General features: G+C 73.7%; 15 protein-coding genes. 3 read left to right on the top strand and 12 right to left on the bottom strand.

The window, feature by feature from the left end; all coding sequences use genetic code 11:
• Window positions 1-13: 13 nt before the first annotated feature.
• Window positions 14-874, top strand: coding sequence for an endo alpha-1,4 polygalactosaminidase (locus ACFYOS_RS11695; RefSeq protein WP_387138803.1), 861 nt, complete (start codon window positions 14-16; stop codon window positions 872-874).
• A gap of 122 nt (window positions 875-996) precedes the next feature.
• On the opposite strand, the gene ACFYOS_RS11690 is transcribed toward ACFYOS_RS11695, so the two are convergent.
• The 9 genes from ACFYOS_RS11690 to rsmD form a co-directional block, all read right to left on the bottom strand.
• On the bottom strand, window positions 997-3,216 hold the full coding sequence (locus tag ACFYOS_RS11690; protein ID WP_387138800.1) for an MMPL family transporter: 2,220 nt from the start codon (window positions 3,214-3,216) through the stop codon (window positions 997-999).
• 235 nt (window positions 3,217-3,451) lie between these two features.
• On the bottom strand, window positions 3,452-4,309 hold the full coding sequence (gene mutM / locus ACFYOS_RS11685) for a bifunctional DNA-formamidopyrimidine glycosylase/DNA-(apurinic or apyrimidinic site) lyase (protein ID WP_387138797.1): 858 nt from the start codon (window positions 4,307-4,309) through the stop codon (window positions 3,452-3,454).
• Window positions 4,302-5,114 (bottom strand): ribonuclease III, encoded by an 813-nt coding sequence (gene rnc, locus ACFYOS_RS11680; RefSeq protein ID WP_387138794.1) that lies wholly within the window; start codon window positions 5,112-5,114, stop codon window positions 4,302-4,304. Before rnc ends, mutM begins: the two co-directional genes overlap by 8 nt.
• The gene (locus tag ACFYOS_RS11675; protein WP_387139118.1) at window positions 5,111-6,085 is read right to left on the bottom strand and encodes a phosphate acyltransferase PlsX; all 975 of its coding nucleotides are present in this window, start codon (window positions 6,083-6,085) and stop codon (window positions 5,111-5,113) included. The genes rnc and ACFYOS_RS11675 overlap by 4 nt, the downstream gene beginning before the upstream one ends.
• Before the next feature lie 111 nt (window positions 6,086-6,196).
• On the bottom strand, window positions 6,197-6,370 hold the full coding sequence (gene rpmF / locus ACFYOS_RS11670; RefSeq protein ID WP_091268767.1) for a 50S ribosomal protein L32: 174 nt from the start codon (window positions 6,368-6,370) through the stop codon (window positions 6,197-6,199).
• A 5-nt stretch (window positions 6,371-6,375) separates the two neighbouring features.
• Window positions 6,376-6,939, bottom strand: coding sequence for a YceD family protein (locus ACFYOS_RS11665; RefSeq protein ID WP_387138790.1), 564 nt, complete (start codon window positions 6,937-6,939; stop codon window positions 6,376-6,378).
• 125 nt (window positions 6,940-7,064) lie between these two features.
• The gene (locus ACFYOS_RS11660) at window positions 7,065-7,562 is read right to left on the bottom strand and encodes a hypothetical protein (protein ID WP_387138787.1); all 498 of its coding nucleotides are present in this window, start codon (window positions 7,560-7,562) and stop codon (window positions 7,065-7,067) included.
• 177 nt (window positions 7,563-7,739) lie between these two features.
• On the bottom strand, window positions 7,740-8,216 hold the full coding sequence (gene coaD, locus ACFYOS_RS11655) for a pantetheine-phosphate adenylyltransferase (protein ID WP_387138784.1): 477 nt from the start codon (window positions 8,214-8,216) through the stop codon (window positions 7,740-7,742).
• A complete protein-coding gene (rsmD, locus tag ACFYOS_RS11650; RefSeq protein WP_387138781.1) occupies window positions 8,213-8,776 on the bottom strand; it encodes a 16S rRNA (guanine(966)-N(2))-methyltransferase RsmD in 564 nt (187 codons plus the stop codon). Before rsmD ends, coaD begins: the two co-directional genes overlap by 4 nt.
• Window positions 8,777-9,030: 254 nt before the next feature.
• On the opposite strand from rsmD, the gene ACFYOS_RS11645 reads away from it, so the two are divergent.
• Window positions 9,031-10,176, top strand: a complete 1,146-nt coding sequence (locus ACFYOS_RS11645; protein ID WP_387138778.1) for a cell wall anchor protein — start codon at window positions 9,031-9,033, stop codon at window positions 10,174-10,176.
• Between the two features lie 203 nt (window positions 10,177-10,379).
• Here ACFYOS_RS11645 and recG read toward each other — a convergent pair whose 3' ends face one another.
• Both recG and ACFYOS_RS11635 read right to left on the bottom strand, forming a co-directional pair.
• Window positions 10,380-12,581 carry an ATP-dependent DNA helicase RecG gene (recG, locus tag ACFYOS_RS11640; RefSeq protein ID WP_387138775.1) on the bottom strand — a complete coding sequence of 734 codons (2,202 nt, stop codon included), beginning with the start codon at window positions 12,579-12,581 and terminating at the stop codon, window positions 10,380-10,382.
• On the bottom strand, window positions 12,578-14,197 hold the full coding sequence (locus ACFYOS_RS11635) for a DAK2 domain-containing protein (RefSeq protein WP_387138772.1): 1,620 nt from the start codon (window positions 14,195-14,197) through the stop codon (window positions 12,578-12,580). Before ACFYOS_RS11635 ends, recG begins: the two co-directional genes overlap by 4 nt.
• 290 nt (window positions 14,198-14,487) lie before the next feature.
• Between ACFYOS_RS11635 and rpmB the strand changes: the two genes are divergently transcribed.
• Window positions 14,488-14,679 (top strand): 50S ribosomal protein L28, encoded by a 192-nt coding sequence (gene rpmB, locus ACFYOS_RS11630; RefSeq protein ID WP_073832489.1) that lies wholly within the window; start codon window positions 14,488-14,490, stop codon window positions 14,677-14,679.
• 114 nt (window positions 14,680-14,793) lie between these two features.
• Here the strand turns inward: rpmB and ACFYOS_RS11625 are convergent, their stop codons facing one another.
• Entirely contained in the window at window positions 14,794-15,261 is a 468-nt protein-coding gene (locus tag ACFYOS_RS11625; RefSeq protein WP_387138768.1) for a GNAT family N-acetyltransferase, read from the bottom strand.
• Window positions 15,262-15,294: the final 33 nt, after the last annotated feature.

The following is a 15,294-nucleotide window of genomic DNA, read 5'->3' as shown; positions in this document are numbered from 1 at the left end:
CCGGGAGCTGTCCATGCGGATCCGGCCGGCGTGGCCCCCGGCGCACGCCCGCGTCCTCCCCCGCGGGCTGCGCCGGGGCATCGCGGTGGCCCTGACGGTGCTACTGCTCAGCCCGGTGCCCGGCTGCCGGGAGCCGCTCGTCCCGCCCGGCGCGCCCACCCCGTGGCCGACCGCCCAGGCCCACAGCTGGCAGTGGCAGTGGCAGCTCAGCGGCCCGCTCGACGTCACCGTCGACGCGGATGTCTTCCTACTCGACCCGGTCGGCACCACCTCCACCGACACCGCCGCACTGCGGGCCCGGGACCGCCGGCTGATCTGCCAGGTGCGGGTCGGGACGTACGCGGCGACCGACCCGGACGCCAGCCGCTTCCCGACCGTCGTGCGCGGCGAGCCGGTGGCGGGCCGGCCGGGCAGCCGCTGGCTGGACGTACGCCAGTGGGACACGCTGAGCCGGGTGCTCGCCGACCGCTTCCGGCTGTGCCGCGGCAAGGGCTTCGGCGCGGTGGCGTTCGACGACGCGGACGGCTACCTGCAGCGGTCCGGCTTCCCGCTGGACTTCGACGACCAGTTGCTGTTCAACCGCCGGCTGGCCCGGCTCGCCCGCTCGCTCGACCTGTCTCCCGGGCTGGTCGACGACGTGCCGCAGGTGGCCGCGCTGGCCCCCGACTTCGACTTCGCCGTCAACCAGGAGTGCGTACGCCGGCGGGAGTGCGCGAAGTTGCTGCCCTTCTCCGACGCCCACAAGCCGGTCTTCCACGTCGAGTACACCGGCGACCCGGCGGCGTTCTGCGTCACCACGGTCGGCTACGGCTTCGCCTCCATCCTCAAGGCCCGCACCCTGGACGCCTGGCGGGAGTCCTGCCCCCTCCCCTGACCGGTCCTCGCCCTCGCGATCTGGCACACCCCCGCCCCGGCAAGAGCCGCACCGGTGTCCCGGGAAACGGCGGAGGGCCGGGCCCGCGCGAGCGGGCCCGGCCCTCCGGTGGGACGGTGGCGTCAGCGAGCGCCGACCAGTTCCGGGGTGGGCGTGGGCGGATCGGCGGGCGGGGTGGCCACCCGGCCGCGCAGGAAGCGCGGGGCCCACCAGTTCGCGTCGCCCAGCAGGGTCATCAGCGACGGCAGCACCACCGCCCGGATGATCGTGGCGTCCAGCAGGATCGCCGCGGCCAGCCCGATGCCGAGCTGCTTCATGTCGATGGTGCTCAGCGTCGCGAAGATCGAGAAGACCCCGACCATGACGATCGCCGCGCTGGTCACCACGCCCGCCGACGAGGTGATCCCGTACGCCACCGCGTCCTTGTTCGACAGGCCGGAGCGGACGCCCTCGCGGATCCGGCTGACCACGAAGACGTGGTAGTCCATCGACAGGCCGAAGAGCACCACGAAGAGGAAGAGCGGCAGCCAGGTGACGATGGCGCCCATCGAGGTGAAGCCGAGCAGCCCCTCCGCCCAGTGGTTCTGGAAGACCAGCACCAGCAGGCCGTACGCGGCCCCGGCGGAGAGCAGGTTCAGCGCGATCGAGGTGAGCGCGACCACGACCGACCGGAACGTCCACGCCATCACCAGGAAGGTCAACGCGAGCACGAAGGCGGCCACGACCGGCAGCTTGTGCCAGATGTGCTGCGCGTAGTCCTCGTTGGCCGCGACGCCGCCGCCGACCGCGTACTCGACCCCGGGGATGCCGCGCAGCGCGGTCGGCACCAGGTCCTGGCGCAGCTCGTGCAGGGATCGGGTGGCCTCGTCGGTGCGGCTGGCGTACGGGGTGGCCACCTCCAGCACCGACACCCGGCGGTCGGCCGACACCTTGATCTTCGGGCCGTCCCCCTCGGCCGGCGCGAAGAGCGGGTCGGCGGCGGCCCGACCGGCCAGGTCGGTCAGCGCGGCGCGGACCCGGTCGGCCTGCTCGGCCCGCGCCCGCACGGCCACCGTGTGGCTGGTGCCGTTGCTCGGGAAAGCGGCGGTCAGCCGGTCGTACGCCTGCATCGCCGCGGTGCTGCGCGGCACGTCCTCCATGCCGGGGAACTTCAGCTCCATGCCCAGCGCGGGGGCGGCCAGGGCGAGCAGCAGCCCGACCGAGACGACCAGGGTGGCCAGCGGCGCCCGCAGCGCCGGCTTCAGCACGGCCGGCCAGAACCGGGGCCGGGCCGGCTGGCCGTGCCGGCCGGTACGCGGGGCGGTGAGCCGCCACAGCAGCGGCACCCGGGGCCGGTCGACCCAACGGCCGAGCTTGGCGAGCAGCGCCGGCAGCACGGTCAGCGAGCCGATCACCGCGACCGCGACCACCAGGATCGAACCGACGGCGAGCGACGAGAAGATGGCGTCCTGGGCGAGCAGCAGCCCGGCCATCGAGATGATCACGGCGGTGCCGGAGACCACCACGGCGTGGCCGGAGGTCTCGGCCGCGATCTCCACCGCGTCGAGCCCGGACCGCCCCTTCGCCCGCTCCTCGCGTTCTCGCCGGACGTAGAACAGCGAGTAGTCGACGCCGACCGCCATGCCGATGAGCAGGATGACGCTGGCCGTGGTGTCGTTGGCCGGCACCAGGTGGGAGGCCAGGGTGGAGAGCCCCATCGCCGCGGCCACCGAGGAGAGCGCGAGCAGCACCGGCACGCCGGCCGCGATCAGCGCGCCGAACGCGATGATCAGGATGGCCAGGGTGACCGGCAGGCTGAGCAGCTCGGCCCGCTTGAAGTCCTTGCCCAGGGTGTCGTCGAGCGCCTTGTTGATCGACGGGCCACCGACCTCCTCGATCCGCAGCGCCGGGTGCGCCTCCTGGACCTTCTGGGTGGCGTCGCGCAGCGGCTGCACCCGGTCCGACGCGGTCTCCGGGTCGCCGGACATGGTGACCGGCAGCAGCAGCGCGGTACCGTCCTGGGACGGCATCGGCGTACCGACCGAGGCAACCCCGGTGACCTGCCGCAGTTGGGCCGCCGCGTCATCGGCGGCGACCTTCGCCGCGGCCGGGTCGAGCGTCCCCGAGCGGGACGTGATCAACACGTTCTCCGTGGCGGGGTCGTGGAAGCCCCCGCTGTCGACGATCAGCTCGGCCCGTCCCACCTCGCCGGTCGCCTGGTCGGCGGCGGTCGCCTCGTTCAGGCCCGCCGCGTTGCCGCCGACGAAACACACCGCCACGAACACGACCCACAGCGCGATGGCCCGCCACGGGTGCTCCGCACTCCACCGTGCCACCCGCACGGTCACCGGTCGCCTGCCCATACCTGGGTTCCCCCTCCACACGTCGGCCCTGTGCCGACGGTGCTGACGCTAGGCAGCGAACGGTGGCCGGACATCGGGGAACGGCCCCGGCTCGTCCCCGATCCGTCCGGCTCGGGCCGGCCGGCCGGAAACGGCTCGGCCGACCGGACAGAACGGGATTTTCAGGGTACGGCCCGGGAACGCGCCCGGAACCGCCCGGCGAGGCACACCGGCGCAACCCCGAGCCGGCTCGGGGTCATCCCCGGAGGGCACCCCGGGGGCGGGGCTGGCAGCGCGGGCAGCTGTACGACGACCGGTTCATGAACGCCTCGCGCCGGATCGGGGCGCCGCACCGCGGGCAGGGCTCCCCCTCCCGGCCGTACGCGTTGAGCGACCGGTCGAAGTAGCCGCTCTCGCCGTTGACGTCGACGTACAGCTCGTCGAAGCTGGTGCCGCCCTGCTTGATCGCCTCGCCCAGCACGTCCCGCACGTGCCCGAGCAGCCGGATGGCCGCCGGGCCGGTCAGCGCGTCGGTCGGGCGGGCGCCGTGCAGCTTCGCCCGCCACAGCGCCTCGTCGGCGTAGATGTTGCCGACCCCGGAGATCAGGGTCTGGTCGAGCAGCGCCCGCTTCACCTCCGTACGCCGCCGGCGCAGCGCGGCCACGAAGTCGGCGTCGGAGAACTCCGGGTCCATCGGGTCCCGGGCGATGTGCGCGATCTCGTCCGGCAGTTCCGCCCCGCCCTCGGAGACCGACAGCCCGCCGAACGTACGCTGGTCGACGAAGCGGAGCTCCGGACCGTCGTCGGCGAACCGGAACCGGACCCGCAGGTGCAGCTCGTCGGCCGCGCCGACCGGTTGGAGCAACAGCTGGCCGGACATGCCGAGGTGCCCGACCAGGGCGTCCCCGCTGTCCAGCGGCAGCCAGAGGTACTTGCCCCGGCGGCGGACGTCGGTGATCGTCCGACCGGTCAGCACATCGGCGAAGTGCCCCCCGCCCAGCTGGTGCCGGCGCACGGCCCGGGGGTGGCGCACCTCGACCGAGCTGATCGTCCGGCCGGTGACCCACTGGGCCAGGCCCTGCCGGACCGTCTCGACCTCGGGCAGCTCAGGCACGGCCGGCGCCCGCCTCGGCCGCGTCGGCCGTGGGCCCGGCATCCGCCGTCGGCTCGGCGCCCTCGGCCGCGGCCTTGGCGGCGGCCTCGGCGTCGGCCTGGTCGGTCAGGGTCCGCCAGGCCGCCTCGGCGGCCCGCTGCTCGGCCTCCTTCTTGCTGCGCCCCTCCGCGCCGCCGTACCGGTTGCCGGCCACCACCACCCAGGCGGTGAAGGTCTTCAGGTGGTCGGGGCCGGTGCCCTCGATCCGGTACTCCGGGACGCCCAGCCCGAGTGCGGCGGTCAACTCCTGCAGGCTGGTCTTCCAGTCCAGCGCGGCGCCCCGGCCGGCCGACTCGGCCATCAGCGGGTCGAAGAGGCGATGGATCACGATGGCGGCGGTGTCCAGGCCGTACTGGAGGTAGATCGCGCCGAGCAGCGCCTCCAGGGTGTCGGCCAGGATGCTGGCCTTGTCCCGGCCGCCGGTGGCCTCCTCGCCCTTGCCCAGCAGCAGGTACGCGCCCAGCCCCGCCGGGCCGAGGCCGCGCGCCACCTCGGCGAGGGCGCGCATGTTCACCACGCTGGCGCGCAGCTTGGCGAGCTGCCCCTCGGGCAGGTCCGGGTGGTTGTGGAAGAGCGCCGTGGTGATCACCACGCCGAGGACCGAGTCGCCGAGGAACTCCAGCCGCTCGTTGGTGGGCAGGCCGCCGTTCTCGTACGCGTAGGAGCGGTGGGTCAGCGCGCGCTCCAGCAATTCCGGATCGAGCGACACCCCGAAGGCCGCCTCCAGGTGGCCGACGGGAGCACGCCGCCGCTTGTCGTTGGTCATGGTGCTACCTCGGTGTCGATGGGTGCGGGATCTTGTGGCAGGCCGGCGAGCAGGGTGGAGATGGTGTCGGTGGCGCCCCGACGCCACAGGTGGGCGGCGAGGGCGATGCCGGAGGCGACGTCGTCGGGCTGGGCCGCGCCGTGGCAGACGACCACGGTGCCGGCGACGCCGAGCAGGGCCGCCGCGCGTGGCACACCGCCGCTCGCCGGGGGCCCGCCGGCCATCGCGTACGCGCCCTCGATGGCCTTGAGCAGCACGTTACCGGTGAAGCCGTCGGTGACCACGACATCGGCACGCGCGCCAATGGAGACGTCGTACCCCTCGACGAGGCCGACGTAGCCGGCGCCGCACGGTAGCGGGACGGCGGCGAGCGCCGGGTCGGCGGAGCGGCGCAGCCGGTCGCCCTTGCCCGCCTCGGTGCCGACGGAGAGCAGCCCGACGCGGGGTGCGGCGACGGCGTGCGCCACCGCGGCGTACGCGGCGCCCAGCACGGCGTGCCGGGCGAGGGTGGCCGCGCCGGGTTCCAGGGTGCCGCCGACGTCCAGCAGCACCACCGGGCCGGCGACGGCGGGAATGGTGGCCACCAGGGCCGGGCGGCGCACCCCGGTCCAGCGCCCGAGACCGAGCGCGGCGGCGGTGACGGTGGCGCCGGTCGAGCCGGCGGAGACGAGCGCGTCGGCGATCCCGTCGCGGACGGCGCTGACCGCCGCGCGAACGGTGCTCTCCGCGCGCGCGGCGGTGGGATGGTCGGCCATGCCGACGGCGGTACGCACCGGACGGACCGCGACCCGGGCACGCTGCTCCGGGTCGAGGGCACCGATCAGCCCGTCGGCGACCTCGGTCGGTCCGACGAGCAGCAGATGAAGGTCAGGGTCGGTGCGCACCGCTCGCAGAGCGCCGTCAACCACGACGGCGGGGGCATCGTCCCCGCCGAGGAGGTCAACGGCGATCCGCGCGGTGCCCGGCTCCACCGGTACGTCGGCCGAGGACCGGCCGGCGACGGAGGAAGCCGGGGCACCGGGCGAGAGCCATGGTGCGCGCGCCACCCGACCGGTGGTCGGGGACGTCACTCGGCGTCCAGGTCAGACCTCGAGGACCTGACGGCCGTTGTAGGTGCCGCAGACGGAGCAGGCCGCGTGCGGCAGCTTCGCCGACTTGCACTGCGGGCAGGCCACGGTCGCGACCGCCGCGGTCTTCCACTGCGCCCGACGGGCCCGGGTGTTGCTGCGCGACATCTTGCGCTTGGGGACGGCCACGGTTCTTACTCCTCTGTACGGGTCAGTTGCGACAGGCCCGCCCAACGCGGGTCGATCTGCTGATGGCTGTGGTCGGCCGGCAGATCGTCCCAGTGCACCCCGCAGTCGGGGCACAAGCCTGGGCAGTCCTCCCGGCAGAGCGGGTTGGTCGGCAGCGCGAGCACCACCGCGTCCCGCAGCGCCGGCTCCAGGTCGATCAGATCGCCCTGCATCCGGCCCACCTCGTCCTCGTCGGTCGTGTCGTCCGTGGTGCTGTTCTCGTACGCGTACAGCTCCTGGATCCGCACGGCCACCGAGTCGTCGATCTCGCGCAGGCAGCGCCCGCACTCGCCCGTGACGGGACCGGTGACGGTCCCGGAGACGAGCACGCCCTCGGACACCGACTCCAACCTCAGGTCGAGGTCGAGGTCCGCGCCCTCCGGCACGCCGATCAACTCCACGCCGAGGTCCGCCGGTGCCGGCACGACCCGCTCGACCGTACGCAACGCACCAGGCCGACGCGGCAGGTCCCTCGTGTCGAGGACCAGCGGCGACCTGGGGTCGAGTGGGCTTGGCGAGTGTTTGGGCATAGTTAGACTCCGGCCGGTGAGAGGCCGACAAAAAAGGTTACCTGGGTGACCGGCGGACCGTCGAACCGGGGGCGTCGCCCCTGGCCCGGCGGCTGCCGGCTGTCGGCTGCCGGCCCGCGTGCCGCTCAGAAGGGTAGCGGGCGATCCGCCTCGTCACCGGCGAAGGTGCCGATCTCGCGCAGCGCGTGCATCTTGTCCCGGCCGCGCTCTATGGAGGCCAGCGCCCGGGTCAGGAACTGCTCGAAGTTGGCCAGGGCGGTGTCGACGTAGTCGTCCACCTCGTCCCGGAGGCGCTGCGCCTCGGCGCGGGCCTCGGCGATGATCCGCGCGCCCTCGTGCTCGGCCGAAACGGTGATCTCGTTCACGGAGACCAGGCGGGCGTGTTCCGCCTCACCCTCGCTGATGATCCGGTCGGCCTCGCGCTTGCCGGCCTCCATGATCTTGTCGCGCTCCTCGAGCAGCGCGGCGGCCCGGCGGAGGTCGGCGGGGAGCTCCGCGCGCACCTCGTCGAGGGCCGCAATCATCTCGCCCCGGTCGACCATGCAGTTGTTGCGCGACATCGGCACGGAGCGGGCCTGCTCCACCATGGCGATCAGTTCGTCGATGCGATCGAGCGGGTCCACCGGTACCTCACTCCTGTCCTAGGTCGGCCGATCTACATGATGCGGCCTGCGCCCGGTCTCGGCGCTGCACACATCATGTCGCGCTCCCTCCACCGCACGCCGCTCCACCCCCGCCCGGCGCGTCGCCGGCGCCGCCGCGACCGCGAGATCGGGCCCGGCGGGGCGGTGGGTCCGGCGTCAGGGGTGGAGGCGGGCCTTGAGCTGCTCGCGGACCACGTCGGGGACGTGCGCGGAGATGTCCCCGCCCCACTTGGCCACGTCCTTGACCAGGCTGGAGGAGAGGAACGAGTAGAGCGGGTTGGTCGGCATGAAGAGCGTCTCCACGCCGGCCAGGCCGATGTTCATCTGGGCCATCTGGAGCTCGTAGTCGAAATCGCTGACCGCGCGCAGGCCCTTGATCAGCACGCTCGCCTGCTGGGCCCGGCAGAAGTCCACCAGCAGCCCGCGGAACGACTCGACCCGGACGTTGTCGTACGAGGCGATCACTTCGCGGAGCATGTCGATCCGCTCCTCGACGGTGAACAACCCCTGCTTCGACGGGTTGACCAGCACGCCGACGATCACCTCGTCGAAGAGCCGGCTGGCCCGGCCGATGATGTCGAGGTGTCCGTTGGTGACCGGATCGAACGAGCCGGGACAGACCGCACGTCTCATGATCGGCGACCGTACCAAAGGGCGGTCTCGCCGTAGCGGCGACTGCGCTCGCCCGTGATGCCGTCCACCCAGGTGACCGGGCCGGTGCGGCTGGACCGCTCCACGATCACCAGGGCGTGCGCCGCCAGCCACCCGCCGTCGACCAGCGCGGCCAGCATCGCGGTGAGCTCCTCGTCCGGTACGGCGTACGGCGGGTCGGCGAAGACGACGTCGTACGGGTCGCCGCCGGGGCCGGCCGCCAGCACCGTGCCCACCTTGCCGGTGACCAGGCGGGCGGCCGGGGCGGCCCGCAGCAGGGCGATGTTCTCCCGGATCACCCGGGCCGCCCGGGCGTCGGACTCGACGAGCAGCACGTGCTCCGCGCCCCGCGACAGCGCCTCCAGCCCGACCGCCCCGGAGCCGGCGTAGAGATCGGCGAACCGTGCCCCGTCCAGGTCCAGCTCGGCCTGCACCGCGCTGAACAGGGCCTCCCGGACCCGGTCGGAGGTGGGTCGGGTGCCGGCGCCGGGGGGCGCGACGATCCGTCGCCCGCCGAACGTCCCGGCCACGATCCGGGTCACCGCATGCTCCTGCGCATGCCCTGACGCTAACCGACGGCCAACGCCGACCCGGACAACACGGCAGGTAATACGCAGCGCGCATCGGAAGATCACGCGCCGTACATCAATGATCTCAAATTCATAACAGACCCTTTACGCCGCGCCGGTCGACGTAACGCCCGACGCGTCGATCTCGCTAGGGTCTGCCCGTTCGTCGGACGTGAGGCTCCGGTCCGTCCGCCGCACTCTCCAGTTTCCCCTCATCAGGAGTAGACGTGAACCGTCTCAACCTCCGGCGCGTCATGGCGGTCACCGCCGGCGCGCTGATCGGCCTGGCCGGCGTCGCCGTGGTCGCCGCGCCCGCCAGCGCCCACCACAGCGAGGTCAAGGTCACCGCCAAGTGTGACACCGCCGCGGGCGAGTGGGTCACCACCTGGACCGTGCAGACCTACGCGCCGCAGGGCGTGAACAACTACCGGCTCGTCAAGGTGGACGGCGCCAGCCAGACCGGCGACACCAGCGCCCCGTTCACCGTCGAGGGCATCAACGTCACCGCAGACGGCTCGGACCCGCTGTACCCGCACGCGGTCGCGGAACCCCTGGTCGGCACCGCCCGCCTCGCGGGCAACGTGACCGAGGCGTCGCTGGCCGTCCAGGCGCAGTGGGACAACAAGTGGCAGGAGCAGGAACCGAGCAGCGCCTCCATCAAGTTCAGCGAGAGCTGCGACAAGGTGGTGACCCCGCCGCCGACCAAGGCCAACCCCAAGGCCACGGTGACCTCCGACTGCACCGGCGACGTGGCGGTGAAGCTGGAGAACGGCCAGGAGGCCACCAAGGACGCCAAGTTCACCGTCACCGGCACGGACGGATTCAGCGAAACCGCGACCGTCGCGCCGGGCAAGGACAAGACGATCACGGTGCCGGCCAAGAACGCCGGAAAGATCACGGTGACCGAGGCCGGACAGGAGCAGCCGCTCTTCGACGACAAGCCGGCCGAGCCGAAGGACTGCGTCAAGCCGGGTGAGCCGTCGGGCAGCTACCAGTCCACCTGCGACGAGCTGATCTTCCAGATCGAGAACCCGAAGGACGGCAAGACCGTCGAGATCACCCTCACCCCGAACAAGGGCGAGGCGCAGACGCTGGTCGTCCAGCCTGGCGAGACCAAGACCGCGAAGTTCAAGGCCTTCGAGGGCCTGAAGGTCACCCCGACGGCCGAGGGCCTGGACGATTCCTCCCCGATCGCCTGGGAGAAGCCGGCCGACTGCGCCCCCGGCGCTGGCGGCGGTGACAGCGAGGGGCCGACCCTGCCGGTGACCGGCGCGGCTGCCGGCGCCATTGCGGCCGGCGCCGCGGCCCTGCTGGCCGCCGGTGCGGTGCTCTTTGTCGTGGCGCGACGCCGACGGATCCGCTTCACCGCCTGACGTATCCCGATCCGAGGGCGCGTCGACCACCCGGTCGGCGCGCCCTCGGCGCGTCTCGGGACGGCGCGTGCCGCAAACCCCACTCAATCCAGGAACCAGTGGCCTTCCTCGCCTGGAGAGGCCACTGTTTCCATGTTCGAGCGTGATCTTGGCGGGTGAGGATCGTCGCACCTCGACGCACCCGACGGACTGCGGCGGCCCGGTCAGCCCTTCTCCAGGTATTCGGCGCGTTCCTCGTCGACCAGCGCGGCGACCGAGGCGGCCAGGGCCGGGTGCCGGGTCAGCTCCGGGTCCTCCTCGACCAGCGTGATCGCCTCGGCCCGGGCGTCCCGGATCAGGTCGGTGTCCCGCAGCAGCGACAGCAGCCGCAGGTGGGACCGGCGCCCGGACTGGGTGGCACCCAGCACGTCACCCTCCCGGCGCTGTTCCAGGTCCAACTCGGCGAGCTTGAAACCGTCCGTGGTGGAGGCGACCGCGTCGAGGCGCTCCCGGGCCGACGAGCCCTCCACCGCCTCGGAGACCAGCAGGCAGAGGCCGGCGGCCGAGCCCCGACCCACCCGGCCGCGCAGCTGGTGCAGCTGGGAGACGCCGAACCGGTCCGCATCCAGCACGATCATCACGGTGGCGTTGGGCACGTTCACGCCGACCTCGACCACCGTGGTGGCCACCAGGACATCCAGGTCACCGGCGGCGAAGGCGCGCATCGCCCCGTCCTTCTCGTCCGCCGGCAGCCGCCCGTGCAGCACCCCGATCCGCAGCCCGTGCAGCGGGCCCTCGGCGAGCAGCGGGGCCACCTCGGTCACCGCCAACGGGGGACGCCGGCCGTTGTCGTCCTCGCGCGGCGCCTCCTCGTCCGAGGCCGGGCCTTCGCCGATGCGCGGACACACCACGTACGCCTGGTGGCCTGCCGCGACCTCCTCGCGCATCCGGCGCCAGGCCCGGTCGAGGAAGGCCGGCTTCTCGGCGGCCGGCACCACGTGCGAGGCGATCGGCGACCGGCCCTTCGGCAGCTGGGAGAGGGTGGAGATCTCCAGGTCGCCGTAGACGGTCATGGCGACCGTGCGCGGGATCGGGGTGGCGGTCATCACCAGCACGTGCGGCGGCTGGTCGGCCTTGGCCCGCAGCGCGTCCCGCTGCTCCACGCCGAAGCGGTGCTGCTCGTCGACGACCACCAGGCCCAGGTCGCGGAAGTCGACCCCCTCGTAGAGCAGGGCGTGGGTGCCGAGCACGATGCCGGCCCGCCCCTCGGCCACCTCGGCGAGGGCCCGCCGCCGGGCTGCCGCGCCGAGCGAGCCGGTGACCAGTTCCACCCGGGTGGCGTCGTCGGCCGCGCCCAGCTCGCCGGCCTGGGCCAGCGGGCCCAGCAGGTCGAGGATGCCCCGGTAGTGCTGGGCGGCGAGCACCTCGGTCGGGGCGAGCAGCGCCGCTTGTCCGCCGGCGTCGACCACCTGGAGCATTGCCCGCAGCGCGACCACCGTCTTGCCGGAACCCACCTCGCCCTGGAGCAGCCGGTGCATCGGGTGCGCGGTGGCCAGGTCGGCGGCGACCTCCCGGCCCACGGTCTGCTGGCCGGGGGTCAGCTCGTACGGCAGCCGGGCGTCGAACGCGTCCAGCAGGCCACCGGCGCGCGGCGGCCGGGCCTGCGCCGGCCAGTCGGCCGCCCGGTGCTTGCGCTGCACCAGGGTGAGCTGCACGGCGAACGCCTCGTCCCACTTGAGCCGGCGCCGGGCCCGGTAGAGCGCCTCCTTGCTGGACGGTCGGTGGATCTCGCGCAGCGCCGTGCCGATGTCGGCCAGGTTGCGGGTGGCCCGGACGGTGGCCGGCAGCGGGTCCTCCGGCGGGGTGAAGGTGTCCAGCACCACCCGGACGCAGCGGGCGATCACCCAGGTCGGCACCGCCGCGGCGGCCGGGTAGACCGGGATGATCGCCCCGGCGAACTCCTCGACCTCCTCGTTGGCCGCCGCCTCGCCGTCGCCGCCCTCGCCGAGCAGCACGTACTCCGGGCCGTTGAGCTGGCGCTTGCCCCGGAACTCGGTGACCTTGCCGGCGAACAGCCCCCACCGGCCGGGGCGCAGCTCCCGCTCCCGCCAGGCCTGGTTGCCGAAGAAGGTGAGGGTGAGCACGCCGCCGGAGCCGTCCCCGACGGTCACCTCCAGCAGGTTGCCCCGGCGCTGGCGCATCGGTCGGACCGCGGTGCGCTGCACCTGGGCCAGCACGGTGACCTGCTCCCCCACGTCCAGCGAGCGGATGTCGGTGTGCTCGCCGCGCTCGTCGTACCGGCGCGGGAAGTGGTAGATCAGGTCGCCGGCGGTGTGCAGGTCGAGGTGGCTGGCCAGGGCCTTGGCGGTGCGCTCGCCGACCAGCTTCTTCAGCGGCGTGTCCACCGTGGTCGGTTCGCTCGTCATTCGACCCCCAACAGGAGCGGATAGTGCGGCTGGCCGCCCTCGTACGCCTGCACCTCGACGAACGGCCAGGACCGTTCGACGTGCTCGCGTACCCGGTCGGCCAGCCCGTCCGGGGCGTCCGCCCCGCAGAGCAGGGTGACCAGCTCGCCGCCGCCGCCGAGCATCCGGTCGACCACCGCGGTGCAGGTGTCGAGGAGGTCGACGCCGATCAGGTGCACCTCCCCCTCCACCATCGCGAGGACGTCGCCCGGCCGGCACGGCCCGGCCACGGTGAGCGCCTCCTTGCTGGCGTGGCAGACCTCGGCGTAGCGGCAGGCGCCGGCGGCCTCCGCCATGGCGATGACGTCGTCCTCGAAGCGCCGCTTCGGGTCGCGGACGGCCAGGGCCGCGAGGGCCTGCACCGGCGAGCGGGTGGGCACCACGCTCACCTTCACGCCGAGCCCGTGCGCCTCCCGGGCGGCGGCGCTCGCCACCGACTGGGTGTTGGGGTCGTTGGGCAGCACCACCACCCGGGCCGCCCCGGTGGCGCGGATCGCGTCGAGCAGCTCACCGGTGGACGGGTTGGCGGGCACCACGGTGGCCCCCTCGGCGCCGAAGAGCTCGGCGATGCCGGCCCCGGTGGCCACCACCACGGCGGCCCGGCCGTCCGGCAGCGGGGCCGGCGGCGCGGGCGGGGCCGGCTGGTCGGCGAAGCGGGTCACAGTGATCCGGTGCGGGCGGCCGGCCACCACGGCCGCCTCGATCGCCGCGCCGACGTCGTTGACATGCACGTGCACGTTCCACGTGCCGAGGCCCGGGGCGCCGTCACCGACGATCACCAGGGAGTCGCCGAGCGCGTCCAGCTCGCCGCGCAGCCGGGCCACCGCCTCGTCGGTGGCGTCGAGCAGGTACTGCACCTCGTAGGCGTACGCCAGGGAGCCGGTCTCCCGGACGGCGGTGGCGGGCGGGCGGGCCGCGGGTGACGGCTCCGCCGGCTGCCGGGGGCTCTCCCCGGTGACCACCTCGACCAGCGCGTCCAGCAGCAGGCAGAGGCCCCGTCCGCCGGCGTCCACCACGCCGGCGCGGGCCAGCGCGGGCAGCTGTTCGGGGGTACGCGCGAGGGCCCGCGCCGCCCCGGCCGCCGCGGCTCGGCACACGGTGCGCAGGTCGTCGCTGTCCGCCTGCTCGGCGGCGCGGGCCGCGGCGGTGGCCACGCTGAGCAGGGTGCCCTCCACCGGGTGGGCGACCGCCGCGTAGGCGGCGCTGGCGGCGCCGGCCAGCGCGGCGGCGAGCTGCCGGCCGCGGACCGCCGGCGCGGCGGCCAGCGCGTCGGCGAAGCCGCGCAGGAGCTGCGACACGATCACGCCGGAGTTGCCGCGCGCCCCGAGCAGCGCGCCCCGGGCCATCAGCCGCAGCGCGTGCCCGTGCGGGGTGTGCCCGTCGTCGGGGAGGGTGCCCAGGTCCATGGCGAGGGCCTGCTGGGCGGAGGTGAGGGTGAGCACCAGGTTGGTGCCCGTGTCCCCGTCCGGGACCGGGTAGACGTTGAGGTCGTCGATCTCGCCCTGGTGCCGCTGGAGGGCGGCCAGCCCGCTCGCGCACCATCGGCGCACCGCGGTGGCGTCGAGGGTGTCCAGCACGTCGGGAAGCCTACTGGCGCGGACCGACACGCGCCGGGGTCGCCTGCTCTGCGTCGGCGTGTCCGAGGGCCCGGGGCCGCGTGCGGGGCCGCCGTCCCCGCCGGTAGGCTGGCCGGGTTTCCGTTCGACAACTCCAGCTCGACGGTGTCTGACGCCGCCGGGCGACCTGGAACTGTCGGCCGCCGGCCGGGCCGGTTGGGCGGACCGGCATGTCATCGGGTAACCTGGCCAGGTTGCCCGGGCAGCGCCTGGCGGCGACCTCATGAACGTTTCAAACCCAGGAGTATCCCGTGGCTAGCGTGTGCGACGTCTGTGGCAAGGGACCGGGCTTCGGCCACAACGTGTCCCACTCGCACCGGCGGACCAACCGCCGCTGGAACCCGAACATCCAGTCGGTGCGTACCCCGGCCGGTGGCGGCACCACCAAGAAGATGCAGGTCTGCACCTCGTGCATCAAGGCCGGCAAGGTCACCCGCGCCTGACGCGGTAGCGCCACCCCAGACTCGTCGGAAGCCGGCGGACCGGATCGGTCCGCCGGCTTCTGTCGTGTCCGGAAATCGGTGCCTGCCCGCCCGGGTGGGCCGGGGCGGCGGCCGTCAGAGCACCCGGCCGAAGGAGAGACAGCCGGGGGCGTCCTGGTAGAAGCCGAAGTTCGAGATCTGCTCGTAGCCGGCCGAGGTGTACATGGCGATCGCCTCGGGCTGCTTGTCGCCGCACTCGAGGATGATCTGCTTGCGGCCCTGCTCGCGCGCCGACTCCTCCACCGCGGCGAGCACCGAGCGGGCCACGCCCCGCCCCCGGGCGACCGGCGCGGTGTACATCCGCTTCAGCTCGGCCGTCCCGCCGTCGTCGCCGTGGCTGCGCCAGCCGCCGCAGCCCACCGGCTGCCCGTCCAGGTAGGCGACCAGGAAGGTGCCCGCCGGCGGGGCGAACTCCGTCGCGTCGACCGGCGTGTCGTCGCCGGTGCCGCCGTACCGCTGGCCGAGGTCGGCCAGGGCCGCCCGGATCAACGCCTGCGACTCGGGCGCGTCGAAACGCCGCACCCGGATCTCGATCTCACTCACGCCCTGAAGGGTACGACCGGGGGTGGGCCCGGC

It is taken from the genome of Micromonospora sp. NPDC005806 (assembly GCF_042871425.1).
GTDB lineage: Bacteria > Actinomycetota > Actinomycetes > Mycobacteriales > Micromonosporaceae > Micromonospora.
This window is presented reverse-complemented; position numbering and strand designations above follow the sequence as displayed.

What these genes read in the sequence shown, in the direction of transcription:
- ACFYOS_RS11695 (WP_387138803.1), top strand. Translation starts at nt 14, where the DNA reads ATGCGGATCCGGCCGGCGTGGCCCCCGGCGCACGCCCGCGTCCTCCCC.
- ACFYOS_RS11690 (WP_387138800.1), bottom strand. Translation starts at nt 3,216, where the DNA reads ATGGGCAGGCGACCGGTGACCGTGCGGGTGGCACGGTGGAGTGCGGAG.
- rnc (WP_387138794.1), bottom strand. Translation starts at nt 5,114, where the DNA reads ATGACCAACGACAAGCGGCGGCGTGCTCCCGTCGGCCACCTGGAGGCG.
- ACFYOS_RS11665 (WP_387138790.1), bottom strand. Translation starts at nt 6,939, where the DNA reads ATGCCCAAACACTCGCCAAGCCCACTCGACCCCAGGTCGCCGCTGGTC.
- coaD (WP_387138784.1), bottom strand. Translation starts at nt 8,216, where the DNA reads ATGAGACGTGCGGTCTGTCCCGGCTCGTTCGATCCGGTCACCAACGGA.
- recG (WP_387138775.1), bottom strand. Translation starts at nt 12,581, where the DNA reads ATGACGAGCGAACCGACCACGGTGGACACGCCGCTGAAGAAGCTGGTC.